The sequence below is a fragment of the Cryobacterium sp. W22_MBD10_FK3 genome (assembly GCF_052113745.1).
Lineage (GTDB): Bacteria > Actinomycetota > Actinomycetes > Actinomycetales > Microbacteriaceae > Cryobacterium.
Window position 1 is genome coordinate 17,760 of record NZ_JBGQOH010000026.1, and the last position, 20,169, is coordinate 37,928.

The window sequence follows — 20,169 nt, forward strand, 5'->3', positions numbered from 1 at the left end:
TTCACCCGCCGTAACCGCGCAAGTTTGGAGCCGAACGTGGTCGAGTCTCGCCTGATCGGGCCGGTGCGCGTCGTGGGCGCCGGTCTGCTGGGAACCAGCATCGGCCTGGGCCTGAGCGCCCGGGGCCTCGACGTGATCCTCGCCGACGCCTCGCCCACCAACCTGTCGCTGGCCATCGACTACGGCGCCGGCCGCGCCGCGACCCCCGCCGACGCCCCGCAGCTGATCGTGGTGTGCGTGCCGCCGGATGTGACCGCCGACATCGTCGCCCGCGAACTCGCGGCCTTCCCCGACGCGATCGTGACGGATGTGGCCAGCGTCAAGCTGGCCCCGCTCACCGAGCTGCGCGAACGCGGCGCCGACGTGTCCAGGTACATCGGCTCGCACCCGCTGGCCGGCCGCGAACGCGGCGGACCGCTGGCCGGCCGCGCCGACCTGTTCATCGGCCGGCCCTGGGTGGTCGCCGCGCACGACGAGATCAGCTACCAGCGTGCCACCGCGATCGACGACCTGATCCTCGACCTCGGCGCCACCCTGGTGGAGATGAGCCCGGAGGAGCACGACCGCGGAGTGGCCCTGGTCTCGCACGTGCCCCAGGTGGTGAGCACCCTGATGGCCCGCCGCCTCACCGACGCGCCCGCCTCCGCGCTCAACCTCGCCGGCCAGGGCCTCCGCGACGTGACCAGGGTCGCCGCCAGCGACCCCGAACTGTGGGTGCAGATCCTCGGCGCCAACCCGGCCCCGGTGCGGGAGATCCTCGTGGCGCTCCGCGACGATCTGGACCGCTTCATCGGCGCCCTCGCCGATCCGGCCGCGCCCGGCGCCCGCCGCCAGGTGGCCGAGGAGATCGCCGGCGGCAACACCGGTGTGGCCCGGCTGCCCGGCAAGCACGGTCAGGACCGCCGCTACGCCAGCCTCACCGTGATGGTGGACGACACCCCCGGCCAGCTCGCCCGCCTGTTCGCCGAGATCGGCGAAGTGGGCGTCAACCTCGAGGATCTGCGCCTCGAACATTCCCCGGGAGCCCAGATCGGGCTCGCCGAGATCAGCATCCTTCCCGAGGCGGTCAGCCGCCTCACCACTGAGCTGGCCGCGCGCGGCTGGCGGATTGTCGGTTAGAGATTTGAGTAAGCACTCCTACCCCCTATTGGTTGCGATCGACGGGCCGGCCGGCAGCGGCAAGTCCAGCGTGAGCCGGGCCGTGGCCCGCAAGCTCGGTTACGGCTACCTCGACACCGGCGCCGCCTACCGGGCGCTGGCCTGGCACGTGATCGACCAGGAGGTCGACCCGCAGAACTCCGCCGCGGTCGCCGCGCTGCTGACCAGCTTCGACTACGCGATCGGCACCGAACCGGATGCATACTTCGTGCGGGTGGGGGAGACCGACGTCACCGACGCCATCCGGGAGCCGCAGATCTCGGCCGCCGTCAGCGCCATCGCCCGGGTGCCGGCCGTGCGCACCCACCTCACCGAGCTGTTCCGCAGCATCGCCAGGGCGGTTCCGCAGCCCGGCGTGGTGGTGGAAGGCCGCGACATCACCACCGTCGTGGCACCCGAGGCCGAGGTGCGCATTCTACTCACAGCAACCGAAGAGGCTAGAATGGCTAGGCGCTCTGCGGAAATATCAACCCAATCGGCCCACACCGTGGCGGAACAGCTGCGATCGAGGGATCGCGCCGACTCCCAGGTAGTGGAATTCATGAGCGCCGCAGACGGTGTGACCACCGTCGACTCCACCCATCTCGACTTCGACCAGACCATTGACGCGGTTGTAGAGGTCATCAATACCGCGAGGAACTCGCATGACTAATCAATTCGACGACACGACGATCCCCGAACTCGACCCGGAAATCGCCACGCGGCTGACCGACCTCGACGAGGACGACGCGCTGATCTCCCAGCGTGCCGCGGCGCTCCGCACCGGCCTGAACGAATACGACCTCGACGACGAGGACTTCGACGTTCTCGACCACGTCTCCGAGGACCCGGACGCCATCCAGTACCTGCCGGCACTGCCGGTCATCGCGATCGTCGGCCGCCCCAACGTGGGCAAGTCCGCGCTCGTGAACCGCATTCTCGGCCGCCGCGAGGCCGTCGTGGAGGACACCCCCGGCGTGACCCGTGACCGGGTCACCTATAAGGGTGAATGGCACGAACGCCGCTTCAGCCTCGTCGACACCGGCGGCTGGGAGCCCGACGCCAAGGGCATCGACGCGTCCGTGGCCATGCAGGCCGAACTGGCCATCGAACTTTGCGACGTCGTCATGTTCGTCGTCGACGCCAACGTGGGCCCCACCTCCACCGACGAGGCCGTCGTGAAGCTGCTGCGTCGCAGCGGCAAGCCGGTCTTTCTCATCGCCAACAAGGTCGACGACATCCGCCAGGAGCCCGAAGCGGCCAGCCTGTGGGCGCTCGGCCTCGGCCAGCCCTGGCCGGTCTCCGCACTGCACGGCCGCGGTGTGGCCGACCTGCTCGACGCGATCCTGGAGAAGCTCCCCGAGATCTCCGCCGTCGCCAAGCAGGAAGTGGGCGGCCCGCGCCGCGTCGCGATCCTGGGCCGCCCGAACGTGGGCAAGTCCAGCCTGCTCAACAAGGTCGTCGGCGAAGAGCGGGTTGTCGTCAACTCGCTGGCCGGCACCACCCGTGACCCGGTCGACGAGCAGGTTGAGCTCGGCGGCAAGGTCTGGCGCTTCGTCGACACCGCCGGCATCCGCCGCCGCGTGCACCTGTCCCAGGGCGCCGACTTCTACGCGTCGCTGCGCACGAGCGCCGCGCTGGAAAAGGCCGAAGTGGCCGTGGTGCTCATCGACGTGACCGAGGTCATCAGCGAGCAGGACGTGCGCGTCATCGACCTGGTGCTCGAATCCGGCCGGGCCCTGGTGCTCGCGTTCAACAAGTGGGACCAGATCGACGACGACCGTCGCCGCTACCTGGAGCGCGAGATCGAGCAGGACCTGGCCCATGTGGCCTGGGCCCCGCGCGTGAACATCTCGGCCAAGACCGGCCGCCACATGGAGAAGCTGGTTCCGGCCCTCGAGCTCGCGCTCGAGTCGTGGGACACCCGCGTCGCCACCGGCAAGTTCAACGCGTTCCTGGCCGAGCTGGCCGCGGAGCACCCGCACCCGGTGCGCAGTGGCAAGCAGCCGCGCATCCTGTTCGGCACCCAGGCCTCCAGCCGCCCGCCGACCTTCGTGATCTTCACCACCGGGTTCCTCGACCCGGGCTACCGCCGGTTCATTCAGCGTCGTCTGCGCGAGGTCTACGGCTTCGCCGGCAGCCCGATCAACATCAGCATGCGCGTGCGCGAGAAGCGCAAGCGCTAACCCGCAGCGCCGCCTCGGCGGTTGCTCGATTCAGCCGCATGCCGCACCCCTCACGGGTGCTGGCATGCGGCTTTTTCGTGCCTGCCGGAGAGCCCGATTCGCGGCCGAACCGGGGGTAAAACCCTACCTTTTCACCGTGCACCCGGGCGCTGAAATCACTCCATTTGCCGCAAGGTTGGCGCAAGGAAGCCGCAAGACACACCGAACTTCGCCGCGGCCGGCGAGACCGATCGCAGTCCTGGCGCGGATCCCCGCGAACCAACCCCGCAGTAGAGGTTGAAGGTGCCCCCATTCGGGGGGTTCTTCCGGTTGCTGGAGTGTTCTAGGTTCTTGCGTACTGGAACCGCCCACCGGCGGAACCACCGAACCAACCGGTGCCGAGCCCCACCCGGCTCGTGATCCGCACCGAAGTGCTTCACCTGCGACCCGCCCTCACCTCGGGCACCGCCACCGCATAACCGTTCCGCCTCAGCTGTTCCAGAATCCCGGGCCCCGAAGCCCGGCGCTACCGTCTGATCGCCGCCGCACCACCCGACCGGTGCGTTTACCCGTCGCTGAACTTCGGTTCAGCCCGCAGTGTCACGGAACCCGTTCGACTCAGCCGTTCGACGCTGCCGCACCACGTTACCTTCCAACATTTCCGCGCCATCCCGTGCATTTCGTTGATCTTGGTCCTCACGAGAACCCGAAACTCTCGACCGCTGTTCCAGCGAGATCCCTGGCCCTATCCAAGGATGTAATCACCGTGCCATCGAAGTCCCTAGCTTCGCCTGCCCGCAAACGCCAACTCGGCGCCGAACGCAGCACCCAGCCCCTCCCGACTGTTCACGACATTCCCAGCGACGCCAAGATCACCTGGGGTCGCCTGGCGATCATCAGCACCGTGCTGGCCTGGCTCGCCTACGTGATCTACACGATCCTCCGCCAGTTCCTCAACAACGGCACCGAGAGCTTCCGGTTCACCACCGAGGCCGTCTCCTACGTGATCGTGGTGACCTTCCTCACCTTCTCCGCGCTGCTCTACCTGGTGGCCCGGCAGGGGGCGTTGCAGAGGTTCCGTGACCACGTGCGGGTGCCCCGGGCCGAACTCGACAGCCACTTCGCCAGCCACCAGGGTTCGCTCACCGTGCTGGTGCCCTCCTACAGTGAGGAACCCGGGGTGGTGCGCGCCACCCTGTGGTCGGCGGCGTTGCAGGAGTACCCCGACCTGCGCATCGTGCTGCTGCTCGACGACCCGCCCCACCCCACCGACCCCGCGGTCGCCGCGCAGCTGCAGGCCTCCCGCAGCATCGCCCGCGACATCGAGCTCGCCCTGGCCGAACCGACCGCCCGGTTCACCGAAGAGCTGCTGATCTGCGAGCTCGAACTGGCGGATGACCGGCAGCCCACCAAACGCGCCGTGCACCGCCTGGCCGACAACTATCAGTGGGCCGCCCGCTGGTTGCAGGCGATGGCCTCCGCCGAGACCATCGACGACCACGTGGACACCTTCTTCGTGGAACAGGTGCTCGGCGGCCTGGCCGCGGAACTCTCCCTCACCGGCGCGGCCCTGACGGCCGCCGCCCGGGAGGGCACCGCGCCCAGTGCCGCCCGGATGCTGGAACTGCACCGACGGCTGCTCTGGACCTTCTCCGCCCAGCTGGACACCTTCGAACGCAAACTGTTCTCCTCGCTCTCGCACGAGGCCAACAAGGCGATGAACCTCAACGCCTACATCGGCCTGATGGGCCGCCGGTTCCAGCGGGAAGACGGCCCGGACGGCACCATCCTGCGGCCCGCCGCCGACGACGCGCCCGCCGACTACGTGGTGCCGGACTCGGAGTACCTGCTCACCCTCGACGCCGACTCGCTGCTGCTGCGCGACTACTGCCTGCGCCTGGTCTACTTTCTCGAGCAGCCCGACAACGCCAGGGTCGCCGTCACCCAGACGCCGTACTCGTCGTTCCGCGGCGCGCCCACCCGCATCGAGCGGCTGGCCGGCGCCACCACCGACATCCAGCACATTCTGCACCAGGGCCTGTCGCACTACGGCGCCACGTTCTGGGTGGGCGCCAACGCGGTGATCCGCAAGGTGGCCCTGGAGGACATCGTGGAGGTGGAGACCGTGGGCGGCTTCGAGGTGCGCCGCTACGTGCAGGACCGCACCGTGATCGAAGACACGGAGTCCAGCATCGACCTGGGCACCCACGGTTGGTCGCTGGTGAACTACCCCGAACGGCTCAGCTACAGCGCCACCCCGCCCGACTTCGGGTCGCTCATCGTGCAACGCCGGCGCTGGGCCAACGGTGGCCTGCTCATCCTGCCCAAGCTCTGGCGTCAGCTGCGCGAGCGCCGCCGTCAGGGCCATCCGATCAGCCTGATCGAACTGGCCCTGCGGGTGAACTACATGGCCAGCATCGCCTGGGCCAGCTTCGGCCTGATCTTCCTGCTCGCCTACCCCTACGACAGCCGGCTGCTCAGCCCGGTGGTGGTGCTTGCCGCCCTGCCGTACTTCCTCGCCATGGGCAGCGACCTGCGCTACTGCGGCTACAAGTTCAGTGACATCCTGCGCATCTACGGGTTCAACCTGATTCTGCTGCCGGTGAACCTGGCCGGGGTGCTCAAGTCGCTGCAGCAGTCGGTGACCAGCAAGAAGATCCCGTTCGCGCGCACCCCCAAGGTGCGCAACCGCACCGCCGCCCCGCTGATGTTCGTGGTGGTGCCGTTCGTGATCGTGGCGTTCTCCGGCCTCACCCTGTGGCGGGATGTGTCGCACCAGAACTGGGGCAACGCCGCGTTCGCCGGCTTCAACGGGCTGCTGGCCATCTTCGCGATCCTCGCCTACATCGGCATCTGGAACTCGGTCGTGGACGTCTGGTTGGGCCTGACCCAGTGGATGTTCGTCGAACGCGCCCCCCGCCGCCAGGTGGCCGACGCGGCCCCGGCCCCGGTGGAGCCGGTGCTGGACTGGCGGGCCGTGATCTATCACGGCCACGCGGTGGGCGAGCTGCCCAGCGACGTGGAAGTGATCACTGGACCGTTCGTGAGCGCGCCCGTGTCGAAGCGCGCCAAGCAGGGCGTGAGCAAGTGAGCGCCCGCAAGCCCGACAAGGCCGCGCCCACGACAGTGCCCGCGACCGTGCCCGCCGCCCCGGCAGCCGCCGAGGCGCCGGCCCGCGTCGACAAACCGCGCCGCCGGCTCTCGGTGGTGCGGGTGTTCCTCGGGGTGGTGCTCGTCGTGGCGCTCAGCACCGGCGGCTATGTGGGCTGGCAGTGGTGGGGGTCGGCGCAGGCCGCCGAGGCCTACGACCCCTGGTTCGCCGGCTACGTGGACGTGACCGCCACCCCCACCTACGACTTCGAGGCCTCCGCCGACCGCACCGGCAGTGATGTGGTGCTCTCGTTCATCGTCGCCGACGCCGACGAGCCGTGCACGCCCAGCTGGGGCACCCACTACACCCTCGACGAGGCGTCGGACGAGTTGGACCTCGACCGGCGGCTGGCCCGGGTGACGCAGCTCGGTGGCCAGGTGATCGTCTCGTTCGGTGGCCTGCTCAACACCGAGCTGGGCACCGGCTGCACCGACCAGAAGTCGCTCGTCGCCGCCTACGAGGCGGTGCTCGACCGGTATGACGTGACCACCATCGACCTCGACCTCGAGGGCGACAACCTCACCGACACCGCCGCGGCCAAGCGCCGTGCTGCGGCCCTCGCCGAGCTGCAGGCCGATCGCCGCGCCCGCGGCGACGACCTCGCGGTGTGGCTGACCCTGCCCGTGGCCACCGGCGGGCTCACCGATGACGGCACCGACGCTGTCGCCGCGATGCTCGACGCCCAGGTGGACCTGGCCGGGGTGAACCTGATGACGATGGACTTCGGCAGCAGCAAAGACCAAGGCGAGACCATGGCGGAGGCGGCCATCCGCGCCGTTACGGCCGCGCACCGGCAGATCGGCACCCTGTACAGCCGGGCCGGCACCGAGCTGACGGATGCCACGGTGTGGTCGAAGATCGGCATGACGCCCATGATCGGTCAGAACGACGTGCCCGCCGAGGTGTTCGACCTCGACGACGCCCGCGCCGTGAACACGTTCGCGCAGGAGCAGCGGATCGGCCGGATGTCGTTGTGGTCACTGAACCGCGACACCACCTGCGGCTCCAACTACGCCGACCTGACCCGGGTGTCCGACTCCTGCAGCGGCATCGACCAGGGCGACGACAGCTTCGTGGCCTTGCTGGGCGACGGCTTCACCGGCCGCCCGGTGACCGCGGCCGCCGCGGTGACCACCGACGAGGCCGAGCAGATCGACTCGATCGTGGACGACCCCGACACCAGCCCGTACGCGATCTGGTCGGAGACCGCCGCCTACCTCGAGGGCACCAAGGTGGTATGGCACCGCAACGTCTACCAGACCAAGTGGTGGACCCGCGGGGACCTGCCCGACAACCCGGTGCTCAACGAGTGGGAGACGCCGTGGGTGCTGATCGGCCCGGTGCTGCCGGGGGAGACCCCGATCGCCAAGCCCACCCTGCCCGCGGGCACCTACCCCGACTGGGCCGGCACCGCCATTTACGAGAAGGGTGCCCTGATCCTCTTCGACGGGGTGCCCTACGAGAGCAAGTGGTGGAACCAGGGCGAGAGCCCGGATGCCGCGGCCGTGGACCCGGACGGGTCGCCGTGGACCGCGCTGCCCGACGCCGCGGTGCAGAAGCTCCTCGACGCGCTGCCCGAGTAGGTTTTTGGGCGGGGGAGGCCCAAACATAGATATGCCCGGGGCGGTGGTTAGGGCACCGCCCCGGGCATTCCCCTGTGCGCTTGCGCGCAGAGGAGACTAGCGAGCGCTCGTGGGCTCGTCGTTGGTGTCGGTGTCGCCGTCAGTGCGCGAGCTCGTGGGCTCGGTGGGGGCAACCGGCGCGGCGGCCGGTGCCGCGGTGGTCGATGCTGCGGTCGACGCGCGGGAAGCCTGCACGGCAGCCTTCTCGTCGGCGTCGAAGTCGGTGTCGTCGTCGAAGCCGAAGTCCGGCTCGTCGTGAGCGGCGGCCACCGGCGCCGCGAGGGCGGCGTTGCGGGCGATCGACCGCGACACGACCATGGCCGCGAGCGTCACGATGAAGCCCAGGATGCCGGTGCCGATCAGGGTAGCGCCCAGGCCGCTGCCCGACTGCGCGGAGAAGTACGCCACATAGTCAGCGGACTGCGTCGTGTAGAACTCCGCCTGGGTGGCGTTGGAGGAAGTGAGGATCAGGTACCCCGCGGCGGTCACGACCACGTCGACCAGCCATAGCAGCGCCAGGACGAGGTTGAACTTGGACAGGGGACGTGAGCTGTTCTGGGACATAACTTCCTTCGATTGATGAGCGGCCGGTGACGACCTCGCGTCACGCTACGCACCCTTTCTATGGACAACCTATGTGCGAGCAGGGAATCGTCGCTGCGCCCCCTGTGTGTGGCGACTTCGCAGCACGCGCCCGCTTCGTTGATCGAGTTTGTCGAGATCCGGTGACCCGTCTCCGGTAGACCCTACGACGCTCGCAGGCGTTGTCAACCTCCCTCCCAGCTGCCCTCCGCCGAGATGCACCCCAAAAGTGAACGCAACCCCTCTCCCGACGCGGTAAGCTATTCCAGTTGTCTCCGGTAGATGCCCTCGGGAATTCACCGGAACACGGCGGGCTGTAGCGCAGCTTGGTAGCGCACCTGACTGGGGGTCAGGGGGTCGCAGGTTCAAATCCTGTCAGCCCGACCAAATGTCCCGGAAACTCAAGGGTTTCCGGGACTTTTTTGGTTAAGAGATTTGATGTTCCCATCACTACCCCATCACTTTCAGCCCATTTCCGCCGTTGAGCCGGCCCTGTCGTCCGAGGCGAAGAGGTCGGTTTCAGTCCTTCCCGATCGTCCGGGATCCTCGTGCACACCTCTTGGGTATGAGCATTCACAACGAGAACCTACCCTCTCCTGCCACCGACGACTGGGGTCTGGAGCCCCTGATGGACGTCCACGAGCTGGCCGCCTACCTGGGCATCCCGATCTCCACCGTTTACGACTGGCGGGTGCACGGCAAAGGCCCCACCGCCTACCGGTTCGGCAAACACCTCAAGTTCGCCATCTCCGACGTGCGGGCCTGGATCGCCCAACAGCGCGAACCCTCCTCCAGCTCGCCGAGGCATCCCGATCGGCGGTGAGCTGAGATGCCCCGGCAACGGTTGACCATCGGCACCTTCGGCGACATCACCACCCGCAAGCTACCGTCCGGCCGATTCGCGGCACGAACCCGCTACCGAGACTGGGACGGCCACGCACGGCTGGTTCAGGCCAGCGGCGCCACCGCTAATGCCGCCGAACGGGCGCTGAAGGCCAAGATCGCCGACCGGGACCTCTTCCAACCCGCCGACACGTCGCTCACGCCCGACAGCCTGTTCAGCGACCTGGTGGTCTACTGGCTGGAGGACATCGACCTGGAGGACCGGATCTCCCGGACCACCCGCAACCTCTACGAGCGCAACATGCGCACCCTCGTCTCACCCGCCTTCGACCACCTGGCCTTGCGGGAGATCGGGGTGGCCCGGTGCGACAAGTTCATCAAGCAACTGGCGAAGATCTCCTACAACCGCGCCAAGCAGGCCCGGGTAGTGCTGCGGCTCGCCCTGGAGCTGGCGGTGCGGCACGAGGTCCTGCCACGCAACCCCATGGACCACGTCGCCCGTCTCCACCGCGAGCCACACGTTCCCGCCGCGCTCATGGCCCCCGAGGTCAACGTGATCCGCGCGGCGATCGCCCAGTGGGAGAGCGCCGTCAACCACATCTCCGGCCCCAAACCCGACGGCCAGCTCGGCGCGATCATCGAGGTGATGCTCGGCACTTCGGCCCGGATCGGTGAGGTGCTGGCCATCCGGCGCCGGGACGTCGACATCACCAGCCCCGTGCCCTCCATCCGCCTGGCCGGCACCATCGTCAGCCGCAAGGGCGAGCAGACCTTCCGGCAGGACCACCCCAAAACCGCCAAGTCCACCCGGGTCGTCGCCATCCCCACCTTCACCTCCGACGCAGTTCGCCGGCGTCTCGCCAAGGTCGGCAGCATGGGCCTGGATGACCTGCTGTTCCAATCCCGGGACGGCACCCCGCTGACCACCGGGAACGTGCGCCGGCAACTACGACAGGTACTCGAGGGCGCGGGCATCAACGGTGTGACCCCGCACATGTTCCGCCGCACCGTCGCCACCGCGGTCAACACCAACGCCAGCATCGAACTCGCCGCAGAGCTGCTCGGCCACACGGACACCAGGGTCACCGTGATGCACTACATCCAACGCAGTGAGCTGGTGAACCCCGCCACCGCCGCGCTCCTCGACCGGGCGTTCGCCAAGGACGAAGACTGAACACGGTGCTGCCACGGTGGCAGCACCTTGCCATCTGGGCTTTCGCCTCTTCGACCCGAATCTGCGGCCCGAGCGCCGTTACTGCCCTGACTGGCCGTTCGCGATGGGCTCGGACTTGGCACGGTGCCGCCACGGCGGCGGCACCGTGCCATCTGCGGTTTTGCCCCACGGCAGTGAATCCTCGCTTCGACCCGCCGCGCTCATTGACCGGGATTGGCGAGAGACGACCACTGTTCACGGTTGTGCCACGGTGGCCCCACCGTCCCATCTGGAGTTTTGCCGGAAGCCCGAGAATCAGGTCGTCTATGCAACGTGCAGGCTCTCTAAGATCTACCTTCCATTTTGCGCCGAGGATCGAGCCTTTTCAATCGTTCTATCCTGCGAAAGCAGAAGAACGCCGGTGAATTCCTCGGCGGTCATCCTGAGGGGCTGTCATTCTCGTTGGATCCGCTCGCGTCTTCGCCCGACTTGCCCATCTCGTTCTGTTGTTCTGTCGTGAGTTCCGCCTCGACTGCGAGGGTCAGCGCCCGCCCTGCTTCCGGGCCGAGCTGATGCTCGGCGAGCAGCGCGCTGGCGGTGGCCAGGTCGGGAGCCGCGTCCGCTCCCGTTCGCGTTCTGAGTTCTGCGCAGCCGTCCACCTTCTCGTTCAATGTCAGTGTTAGCGAACAAAATGACTCCATGAGCAAACACCACTCAGTCACTGGGCACACTCCCTCGTCGGCTCTTACTGACCGCCTCAACGACGGCCGTCTGGAAGTCCCAACTGCCGTTTACACCAACAGTCTCGGACGAGAGATCGTGATCTTCGGGGTGAAGCATTACGCGTCAAGTCAGTTCTGGACAAACGTTTCCGTTCAGCTCACTGCGCTTGATGGCAAGACGGCCATTCATTTCGAACAGCCAATACGTGATCTAGTGCCACGGCGTCTTAGATTCAAGTCCCTCATTGGGAGGAGCCTCGACCGGTCTCAGCACCGAATTTGGACTGCAGCTGGCTGCGAGTTTCAATTCGATGCGCTGTCGATTGGCCCCAATTGGGAGAATCACGACGTCCCCGTCGCCAGAACGCTTTCTGCCATTCACATAGGACCGCTGATAATTGCAGCTGTTGTTTCCTTGCTGCTTAGCCTCAATCAAAACGTTGCCAGGGCTTACGGCCGGTCTCAGATTAGGCAATTACACACAGATGCCGGAAAGACCTTTCCGATGTGGATGGTGATGAAGACAAGCGTGATTCTCCGAGAACGAAACTCAGTAGCCGCGCACGCCGCGCTCGCCGCTAGCAATGATGTAGTGATGATCTGGGGCCACGCGCACCTTCCGGGAATCGGGAAACTGTTGGAACGCGGCGGATTTGTCTTGGCGCGCGTCAACTGGAATCAACTGTTCGCCGCGTAGCTCCGTCAGGATGCTTTGCCGCCAGTCTCTGAGTGCTCGGCTGTATGCCAGCAACCGAAATCTGCGTCCCGCGGCACGTCGGATCATCTTGAGATCTTTCGGCGAGCTCGGTGCACCCTCGCCCGAGGTGACTCCGTGGCCAAGAACGGCGGTAAGGTAAAAACCAGACGTAGTCCGACGGGCTAGGCCTGGGTTTGCGGTTGGAAGTTCGACTCTTCCGTGGGCCGCTGTAGTTGCTTTTCTTGTTTGCTGCTTCTCATTTCTTGCCCCAATTGTTTCGAGACTCAAGAACTCGACTCCGCAGAGAAATACCGGAACGGCTCAGAAGGGAGCATTCATGAAATCTGTCGTGGGCGCTATCGCGCTTGCTCTTACTAATGTGGGCTACAGCGTCTCAGGCACGGTGCTCTATGAGCTGGCCACCCAGACCTAGCCTTTCGGAACGTCCGCCGCACGGCGGGCAACCTTGCCGGCAGTCGTGGAATGCAAAGATCGAATTGTCGCCCGATACCAGTATCCGGGCAGAGTGATCCTCTCTGAGAGCTTCAGATCCTGGCCACGGACTTTCGGCGTTTGGCTACGTGCATGGTCGCATCAGGACGGTTTATCGTCAGCGGTCGGTACTTCTGCCGCGGTACCGCCCAGCGCAGGCAGGCATACCGACCTGATCAAGCAGCTAATTCGAAGCGACAGTAGTTGAAGCCTGTTTCAGGCCGGCTTCAGACGCGCGGCCAGTTTTGTCAGTTCTCCGAATGAGATGTATGCGTAAGTCGGATCCAGATTCTTGAACGTGATCTTCGCGAGGGCTTCAGCGGACGTCACGAAGGCCAACTCGGGCGTCACAACGAGGCCAACTACTCGCTCATACTTTGAGAAATCGTAGTTGTCGCCGACCGGATGGGCAGCAAATGTGGCGAGCCGTTCGGACCACTCGGTCACCGCCGCCTCAACTTTGGACTTTGCGTTTCGGACACTGGCGTAATCGCCCGCATCGTAGACACGGTTGAGCTCGAACTTCTTACAACTTATGCATACCAATGCCCCATCGACCTCCATGAAAGCGTCGACATCGGTGACACTTGCTCCTGCCAGGCGGAGCGTCTTGCCTCGCAGCGCGGCGACTTCGGGCCGTGGTGTGAGACCAGCCGAGTCGACAACGGCCTGCACGGCCAATTCGAAGTCTGCGGCAATGATGTTGACGCGTTTTCCACCCGTTGAGGGTGCCATCCGTAGACGCTCCGTCAGTGTGACCCCCAGTGCGAATGCATCAACCATGACGACTCCGTTCTGCCAGAATCTCAAAACGGGACCCGCAGCTCCAATGACTCCGCCTTCTTCCACCGATTCGAGGGCAGTGATTACGGCGGCTGCGTCTTTTGGGATGAAGCCCGCCATGGCCGGCCAGACTTTCTCGTTCGCGAGTGCCAAAACATCGGATATGGGGCGATGCAGGTCTTCGAGGCGCATCAGCACGTATCCCACCCGCGGGAAGCTGACTCCGATATTCTCCGTATACCAAGTGGCGTGCCACATAAGCGCTTGTGAGAAAACTACCAAGCCTGCGACAAGCTCTGGATGCTCCATGGCTTCCAGCGACCCACGTAATTGGTGGGCGTTCGATTGGTCCGTCAACGATGCCGATTTAAAGCTGAAACGGCCCTCGCCAAGAACCCACCTGGGCTTGTCAGCAATCCGGCCCGTCCACATGGGCGTCTGTCCGACACCGTCCATGAACATCGAAAGTTCGATGAGTAGCGGCTCATTTACTGTCTCAACTCCCGTAAACGGGACGACAGTCGGGTGCCAGCGATGGTTGGCAGCTTCAACCACCCGTTCATCGAAGACTTCAATGGCCGCTTCCAATTGTTCGTCCTCGACGAGATCCGGGAAGCACCCGTCGATCATCTCAAACTTGGCGTTTTTACTTGAACGTCGTAGCCACCCCTCGGCGTGGTTGACGAGCTCTGCGGCAGCGAGGAGCCTTGCCATTCGCGAGATGGCGGCCTGATCGACCGCAAATGTCAAAGGCACCCCAACAATGGGAGTGTCATCCGCGGGCGGGCGCCGAGACATCCCAGAAATGTTCTCTGCGATTCGCATGATCGATGTCGCGGTGTTGGGCAGATAACCGCGGATCACTGAGAAGTTGGTTCGGCGCAGGTACCAGAGCCAGCGCACCGAGGAATAGGGGGCATAGATGGGCTCGCATGCAGCGATTAGTGCGAGGCGAATGTCCGAGAGCATCCTGACGGCGGCGATTCCCTCCAACACGTTTCCGGGGGACGGGTGACTGCTTAGCGCCGCCTTAAGCCGACGATCGGCCCATCGTCTGGCCGGCGGTAGCGCGTCAGTAATACGTTCATCCATTTCTGCTGAAAACAGCGGCATCGCACTCAGGGGCACGCTGTTCTGGGCCATATACAACGATCCTACGGGCGGAACTCGCCAGGAGCTCTTCTTGATAGAAGTCGCGAGCAACGTGATTTGCGCATCTCCTGTACCGGAGAATGGGCTGGTTAATGACGAAAGGAAGTCCGATGGCATTCCCTGGAACCCCGAGCCGCCCGTCCGTTCTTGACGAGTGGGCAGAACCACATGATTTTGAGCATGCAGAATTGCGTCCCTCCGTGATGGCCTCGATCGAGCAGTACCCCACGTCGTGGCTCGTCGTGGAGCAATACGTGCATCGAAACCACGACTCTGATGGGGTGTCGACAGTGCTCATCACTTCGTCAGCACGCGCTGGCGCATTCGAGGAACCATCGTGGTCTGGGACGGACTTGGGGGAATTCGGGCTGGTGAACAACGAGGAAGTTGTGCTTGGGCTCACTACAGATTTGGGGGATGGCCACGCGGAATTTTTCTGTCAGCTTCAAAAGAATCATGGAATGAGGCCGCCGACGGTTGAGATCGCGTATCCATTTCTGTGGTTTTGGGATGCGATTCGTGACGGAAACGACTGGTTCTACCTCGACAGCGCGGGGCGCGAGCAGCCCCTGATCCGCACGACTCTGGATGAGGCGGACTACACGGTAGAGGTTCGTGCTCTTGAATTCAGGCGCTACCTGCAGCAACGCGGACTGCTCGGGCTCACACAGCGTGATCACGTGCGCTGGGCGAATGTGAAAGAGTTTGAGCCCGTCGATCTTGCATATAGGAGCGAGTGGTGCAGTTTCGCCTTTAACGCGCGACACGGCCAAGTGATAGCGGGCCAAAATTCGCACTCCAGGCTCCTCGGTCAGAGTGTCGTTACTGGAATTCAGGGGAAACCCATGCCGGCATGGTTGGACTACGGTAACGAGACCTACGGCGAATTCATTATCGGCGTAGAGCCTGAATCAGGTAGCTCCATAACGCACACAAGCGATCCGGACTTGCTCGCCAACTACTTTGGCAAGAACCCTGATGCACCGCACTATCTCACCAATGTGCAATTTGATCAGAAGGTGCTTGACCGCTATCTTGACGAGCCAGATCGCTACGTGGTCTCATCGACAAGGCTCGCGGCCGTCGACATGTGGTCAGTTTCGATCGGCAGGACGTCGACAGGCGATGTCGAGATCTACCTCGGCGACTTAGGGAGGGATCTCCCGTGGCAGGAGCACCCCCATTGGAAAGCCCACAACATCGTGCCGCGCGGCGACATGAACCAGGATCGTTACAAGCGAGACTTTCTCGGCCAGTGGGCCGGAGATATGGATCCGCTTGAGGTCCTTAGAAATTCCCTTGCATCAGCCAACGCCGCAGCGGAACGAGCTTGGGGGCAGCCTCTGTTTAGGCCTCTCGGCGCGGACGAGGCGCAAGAGTTCCAACGCCTCCACCCACCGGTGCACGACGGAAAGCGCACACTTGTTCAGCCGATTCTCCTACTTACGAAGGCCCTGGTCGATGCGATCAATGTGAAGCTGATCAAGGAAGTGGCCGGCACGAGCGAAAGCCGGTCGGTGATGCTTTTAGGAGAACTAGTTACGCACCTCGGGGGTGACGCTTCAATCACCGATCCCATCCGCGATCTGAACAGGCTTCGATCGTCGGGAGGTGTCGCCCACCTCGCGAATGAAAGCCGAGCCAAATTGCTTGCATCCATTGGGCTCGAGGGCCTAAACCCAGCTGAGACGATAAACACGTTGGCGACGCGGTTGTCCGTTTCACTCTCGGCAATCGCGGACCGCGTGGCTATTGCTGCCGAGTCATCTCACAGTTAGACAGGATGATCGTCCGGCACCAGCTTTCCTGGAAAAGGGTGAACCGCTACCGCCTCCAGCCAGTATTCGAGCTACCACGCCTCTTGCAGATCGAGGCGGCGCACCTTCTACGTGAAAGCGGAGGAGGCCGCGGTGACGGTGTCGATGCGGGTGATGAGCGCCGGCGACGGTTACAAGTACCTACTGCGCACTATCGCAGCCGGCGACGGACAGCGGTCGCTGTCCACGCCCTTGACCCGCTACTACAGTGCGAAGGGCACGCCGCCGGGTCGATGGATGGGAAGCGGTCTGCCGGGCCTCGGCTCGGGTCGCATCCTTGAGGGCGCCGACGTCACGGAGGCCCAGCTCCAGAACCTGATCGGGCTGGGGCGAGACCCGGTCGATGGGGCGCCGCTCGGTCGCGCCTATCCCGAGTACCAGAGGCCCACTGATCCTGCCCCACCCGGCAGCGTTCAGGAGACCGTTACCCGGCGGCGTGCGGTCGCCGGGTACGACTTCACGTTCTCGATTCCGAAGTCGGCTAGCGTCCTCTGGGGCGTGGCAGACGCTGCCACGCAGTCGCGAATTGTGCAGGCGCATCATGCAGCGGTCTCCGAAGTCGTGGCCTACATGGAGCGCGAGGTCGCGGCGACGCGGACAGGAACCACCGCGTACGACGGGGCCGTGGCGCAAGTTGATGTGACGGGCCTGATCGCCACCGCGTTCGACCACTTTGACAGCCGAGCCGGCGATCCGCACCTGCACACGCACGTGGTGATCAGTAACAAGGTGCAAACCGTGCTCGACGGCAAGTGGCGCTCGCTCGACGGCCGACCGATGCATGCCGCCGTAGTGGCACTGTCCGAACTGCACGAGTCCTTGTTCGCGGACGCGCTGACGCGATCGCTGGGCGTGCGGTGGGAGATGCGGGAGCGGGGGAGGGACCGCCACCCCGCCTTGTCGATCAGTGCAGTGCCGGAGGCGCTCGTCGCAGAGTTCTCGTCGCGGTCGCGGGACATCGACATCGCGACCGACGCGCTCATTGACGCCCACCTGGACCGGCACGGCCGCCGTCCCAGCCCGGTGACCATCACGAAGCTCCGCGCGCAGGCGACACTCTCCACGAGGCCCGCGAAAGAGGTACGCCCGCTTTCCGAACTCACCGCGGCCTGGCGCGACAGAGCGGAGCGAGTGCTCGGCGAGGACGCGACGGCATGGGCGTCAGCGGCAGCCACAACCTCTCTGGCGCCCATGTTGCGGGCCGAGGACCTGCCGCGGGAGGCGATTGATGAGATCGGGACGAGCGTGATGATGGCGGTGAGCGAGAAGCGTGCGACCTGGCGGCATTGGAATCTCGCCGCCGAGGCGGCTCGGCAACTGGCGCAGCACCGATTCGCGTCGGCGTCTGATCGCGAAGCCGTCGTCGGCGTCGTCGTGGATGCCGCCGAGCGGGCTTCGTTGCGGATCACTCCACCCGAGCTGGCACCGAGCCCTACTTCGTTCCTGCGAGCCGACGGCACGTCCGTCTTTCGGCCGAAGCACGCCACCGTCTTCACCTCGACGGAACTGCTCGACGCCGAGGCCCGGCTGCTGGAGCGTGCGGCAGACACGACCAGCCTCCGAATCGACCCGGCCACGCTTCGTCCAACCTCACTCGCACAGCGCCCGAATGGCGTCGTGCTCGCTGACGACCAGCTCGCCGCGCTAAGCGCGATCGCCGGATCAGGGCGAGCCGTTGATGTCCTGGTGGGTCCGGCCGGCGCAGGTAAGACGACCGTGATGAGCGCGCTTCGGCACGCGTGGGAGGCCGCGCACGACGCGGGCTCGGTGGTGGGGCTCGCTCCTTCGGCCGCTGCCGCTCAAGTTTTGGCGGAAGATCTCGGTATCCCAACCGAGAACCTGGCGAAGTGGTGGCAGAACCATCTCGACCATGGAGAGTCCTTCCACGCTGGCCAACTCATCATCGTCGACGAAGCATCTCTGGCGGGCACCCTGACCTTGGACCGGATCACCGGGCTTGCCACGAGCGCCGGTGCCAAGGTGCTCCTGGTTGGCGACTACGCACAGCTCCACTCGGTGGACGCCGGTGGCGCATTCTCGATGCTGGTTCATAGCCGGGCGGATGCCCCTGAGCTTGTTGACGTGCACCGCTTCACGCACGAGTGGGAGAAGACAGCCTCCCTCGGACTGCGCCAGGGCAACCCCGACTCGATCGACCATTACATCGCACACGGCAGAGTGAGTGGCGGTGACACCGAGTCGATGACGGATGCCGCCTATGCGGGCTGGCGCGCGGACACTCGAGCCGGCAGAGTGACCGTCCTGATCAGCGATTCGAACGAGGCGGTCGCCGCGCTGAACGCACGCGCCCGCACCGAACTCATCCTCGAGGGTCGCATCGACGCGGTCCGAGAAGTCTCCCTCCACGACGGAAACCGTGCGGCTGTCGGTGACACGGTGATCACCCGCCAAAACGACCGACAGCTGCGCACCTCCCGAAACTGGGTGCGCAACGGAGACCGGTGGACCGTGAACGGGGTGCGCCAGGACGGCTCGGTCGACATCCGCAGGTACGGCCACCGGTGGGGGAGCGCGGTGCGGCTTCCCGCGGACTACGTCAAGCACCACCTCGAACTCGGCTACGCTGTCACCTCGCACCGCGCCCAAGGCATCACAACTGGCACCGCACACGTCCTCGTGACCACGGGCATGACACGCGAGAACCTCTATGTGGCCATGTCGCGAGGCCGCGAAGCGAACACCGCCTTCGTCGCCGTCGACCGACCCGATATCGCCCACATCGGGCCGCGACCGGGCGACGACGAGGATGCGACGGCTCACAGCATCCTGTGCGGCGTTCTGCAGCACGTCGGCGCCGAACAGTCCGCGCACGAAATGATCGTGACGCAACAGGATGCCTGGGGTTCTGTGGCGCAACTCGCGGCAGAGTACGAGACCATCGCGGCGGCCGCGCAGCACGACAGATGGGCGGCATTGGTGCGCGGTAGCGGGCTCTCACCGGGCCAGGCTGAGAAGGCTATCAAGTCGTCTGCGTTCAGGGTACTGAGTGCGGAACTCCGACGTGCCGAAGCGCACCACTTCGACGTCGAGGGCCTGCTCGCTCACGCCGCATCTGGACCCGGGTTGGACGACGCCCAGGACATAGCGGCAGTCCTTCACCTCAGGATCGCCGCGGCGACTTCGCGCGGCTTCGGTGCGGGTAGCCCGCGCAAAAGGCCGCGATTAGTCGTGGGGCTCATCCCGAAAGCAATCGGTCCGATGAACGCGGAGATGCGCAAGGCCCTTGACGAGCGCGGCGACCTGATCGACGCCCGAGCGAGCGCCGTCCTTCAGGAAGGACTGCTCGCGGGAGCCATATGGACTCGGGAGCTCGGGGCACTCCCACATCGACCGGTCTCACCCAGGTGGAGACAACTGGCATGCACGGTGGCGGCATACCGGGACCGCTACGCGGTCGTCGGCAAGAGCGCGCTCGGCACCGCCCCGCAAACGGCGGCCCAGCGACGCGACGCCGCTCGCGCTCGTGCCTCGCTGGTCGCTGCCAAACGGCTCGCGGAGGGAAGAGATGCGTTCGCGATGGAGCGTCCGGGAGTCACCACAAGTCCTCCGTTTGTTCGCACCCCGGTCTAGAACCGCATCAGCGACATGACCTCATGTCCGGCTGTTGTCTCTCAGCTCGGCGCATTGACGACAGCACGTCCTCGCGTCTTCACTCTCGAGGACGGCTTGCCGCCCAACGGATACCGGCCGATTTCGTCCCCACGCTCGTCGCCAATCTTTTCGCTCTGCCCTGGCGGTCGGCCTAAAAGTCATGAGGGGCAGGCTTTTGCGGCCAACGTGGATCGCAATCAAGTCTCCACCCTCGGTTCGATCTAGATGCTGGACCGTTGCG

Annotated in this window: 13 protein-coding genes and 1 tRNA gene; 11 read left to right on the top strand and 3 right to left on the bottom strand. The window is 65.2% G+C overall.

Annotation, left to right across the window (positions count from 1 at the left end):
- The first annotated feature begins 36 nt into the window (after window positions 1–36).
- The 5 genes from ACEN2M_RS17050 (at window position 37) to ACEN2M_RS17070 (ending at window position 8,036) form a co-directional block, all read left to right on the top strand.
- Complete coding sequence (locus ACEN2M_RS17050) at window positions 37–1,119, top strand: prephenate dehydrogenase (RefSeq protein WP_441649331.1); 1,083 nt, start codon at window positions 37–39, stop codon at window positions 1,117–1,119.
- A gap of 4 nt (window positions 1,120–1,123) precedes the next feature.
- Window positions 1,124–1,810 carry a (d)CMP kinase gene (gene cmk, locus ACEN2M_RS17055; RefSeq protein ID WP_441649332.1) on the top strand — a complete coding sequence of 229 codons (687 nt, stop codon included), beginning with the start codon at window positions 1,124–1,126 and terminating at the stop codon, window positions 1,808–1,810.
- Window positions 1,803–3,323, top strand: a complete 1,521-nt coding sequence (gene der, locus ACEN2M_RS17060) for a ribosome biogenesis GTPase Der (protein ID WP_441649333.1) — start codon at window positions 1,803–1,805, stop codon at window positions 3,321–3,323. The genes cmk and der overlap by 8 nt, the downstream gene beginning before the upstream one ends.
- A gap of 745 nt (window positions 3,324–4,068) precedes the next feature.
- Entirely contained in the window at window positions 4,069–6,393 is a 2,325-nt protein-coding gene (locus ACEN2M_RS17065) for a glycosyltransferase family 2 protein (protein WP_441649334.1), read from the top strand.
- Complete coding sequence (locus ACEN2M_RS17070) at window positions 6,390–8,036, top strand: chitinase (RefSeq protein ID WP_441649335.1); 1,647 nt, start codon at window positions 6,390–6,392, stop codon at window positions 8,034–8,036. Before ACEN2M_RS17065 ends, ACEN2M_RS17070 begins: the two co-directional genes overlap by 4 nt.
- Before the next feature lie 96 nt (window positions 8,037–8,132).
- Here ACEN2M_RS17070 and ACEN2M_RS17075 read toward each other — a convergent pair whose 3' ends face one another.
- Window positions 8,133–8,639 carry a hypothetical protein gene (locus tag ACEN2M_RS17075; RefSeq protein WP_441649336.1) on the bottom strand — a complete coding sequence of 169 codons (507 nt, stop codon included), beginning with the start codon at window positions 8,637–8,639 and terminating at the stop codon, window positions 8,133–8,135.
- Window positions 8,640–8,967: 328 nt separating this feature from the next.
- Here ACEN2M_RS17075 and ACEN2M_RS17080 point away from each other — a divergent pair.
- The 3 genes from ACEN2M_RS17080 to ACEN2M_RS17090 all read left to right on the top strand — a co-directional run bounded on the left by ACEN2M_RS17080 (window position 8,968) and on the right by ACEN2M_RS17090 (window position 10,674).
- A tRNA-Pro gene (locus tag ACEN2M_RS17080) sits at window positions 8,968–9,044 on the top strand.
- Between the two features lie 178 nt (window positions 9,045–9,222).
- On the top strand, window positions 9,223–9,480 hold the full coding sequence (locus tag ACEN2M_RS17085; RefSeq protein WP_441649337.1) for a helix-turn-helix transcriptional regulator: 258 nt from the start codon (window positions 9,223–9,225) through the stop codon (window positions 9,478–9,480).
- 6 nt (window positions 9,481–9,486) lie between these two features.
- The gene (locus tag ACEN2M_RS17090) at window positions 9,487–10,674 is read left to right on the top strand and encodes a tyrosine-type recombinase/integrase (protein ID WP_441649338.1); all 1,188 of its coding nucleotides are present in this window, start codon (window positions 9,487–9,489) and stop codon (window positions 10,672–10,674) included.
- Window positions 10,675–11,090: 416 nt separating this feature from the next.
- Here the strand turns inward: ACEN2M_RS17090 and ACEN2M_RS17095 are convergent, their stop codons facing one another.
- A complete protein-coding gene (locus tag ACEN2M_RS17095; RefSeq protein ID WP_441649339.1) occupies window positions 11,091–11,324 on the bottom strand; it encodes a hypothetical protein in 234 nt (77 codons plus the stop codon).
- Between the two features lie 28 nt (window positions 11,325–11,352).
- Here ACEN2M_RS17095 and ACEN2M_RS17100 point away from each other — a divergent pair, with 28 nt between their 5' ends.
- Window positions 11,353–12,072, top strand: a complete 720-nt coding sequence (locus tag ACEN2M_RS17100; protein WP_441649340.1) for a hypothetical protein — start codon at window positions 11,353–11,355, stop codon at window positions 12,070–12,072.
- A 708-nt stretch (window positions 12,073–12,780) separates the two neighbouring features.
- On the opposite strand, the gene ACEN2M_RS17105 is transcribed toward ACEN2M_RS17100, so the two are convergent.
- Window positions 12,781–14,490, bottom strand: a complete 1,710-nt coding sequence (locus ACEN2M_RS17105) for a hypothetical protein (RefSeq protein WP_441649341.1) — start codon at window positions 14,488–14,490, stop codon at window positions 12,781–12,783.
- A 119-nt stretch (window positions 14,491–14,609) separates the two neighbouring features.
- Between ACEN2M_RS17105 and ACEN2M_RS17110 the strand changes: the two genes are divergently transcribed.
- Together ACEN2M_RS17110 and mobF are read left to right on the top strand one after the other, a co-directional pair.
- On the top strand, window positions 14,610–16,277 hold the full coding sequence (locus ACEN2M_RS17110; protein ID WP_441649342.1) for a hypothetical protein: 1,668 nt from the start codon (window positions 14,610–14,612) through the stop codon (window positions 16,275–16,277).
- 144 nt (window positions 16,278–16,421) lie between these two features.
- A complete protein-coding gene (mobF, locus tag ACEN2M_RS17115) occupies window positions 16,422–19,907 on the top strand; it encodes a MobF family relaxase (protein WP_441649354.1) in 3,486 nt (1,161 codons plus the stop codon).
- The last annotated feature ends 262 nt before the right edge of the window (window positions 19,908–20,169 follow it).

Excerpts from the sequence above, each read along its gene's own strand:
- ACEN2M_RS17090 (WP_441649338.1), top strand. The coding sequence starts at position 9,487 with ATGCCCCGGCAACGGTTGACCATCGGCACCTTCGGCGACATCACCACC.
- mobF (WP_441649354.1), top strand. The coding sequence starts at position 16,422 with ATGCGGGTGATGAGCGCCGGCGACGGTTACAAGTACCTACTGCGCACT.
- ACEN2M_RS17100 (WP_441649340.1), top strand. The coding sequence starts at position 11,353 with ATGAGCAAACACCACTCAGTCACTGGGCACACTCCCTCGTCGGCTCTT.
- ACEN2M_RS17110 (WP_441649342.1), top strand. The coding sequence starts at position 14,610 with ATGGCATTCCCTGGAACCCCGAGCCGCCCGTCCGTTCTTGACGAGTGG.
- ACEN2M_RS17085 (WP_441649337.1), top strand. The coding sequence starts at position 9,223 with ATGAGCATTCACAACGAGAACCTACCCTCTCCTGCCACCGACGACTGG.
- ACEN2M_RS17075 (WP_441649336.1), bottom strand. The coding sequence starts at position 8,639 with ATGTCCCAGAACAGCTCACGTCCCCTGTCCAAGTTCAACCTCGTCCTG.
- der (WP_441649333.1), top strand. The coding sequence starts at position 1,803 with ATGACTAATCAATTCGACGACACGACGATCCCCGAACTCGACCCGGAA.
- ACEN2M_RS17105 (WP_441649341.1), bottom strand. The coding sequence starts at position 14,490 with ATGGCCCAGAACAGCGTGCCCCTGAGTGCGATGCCGCTGTTTTCAGCA.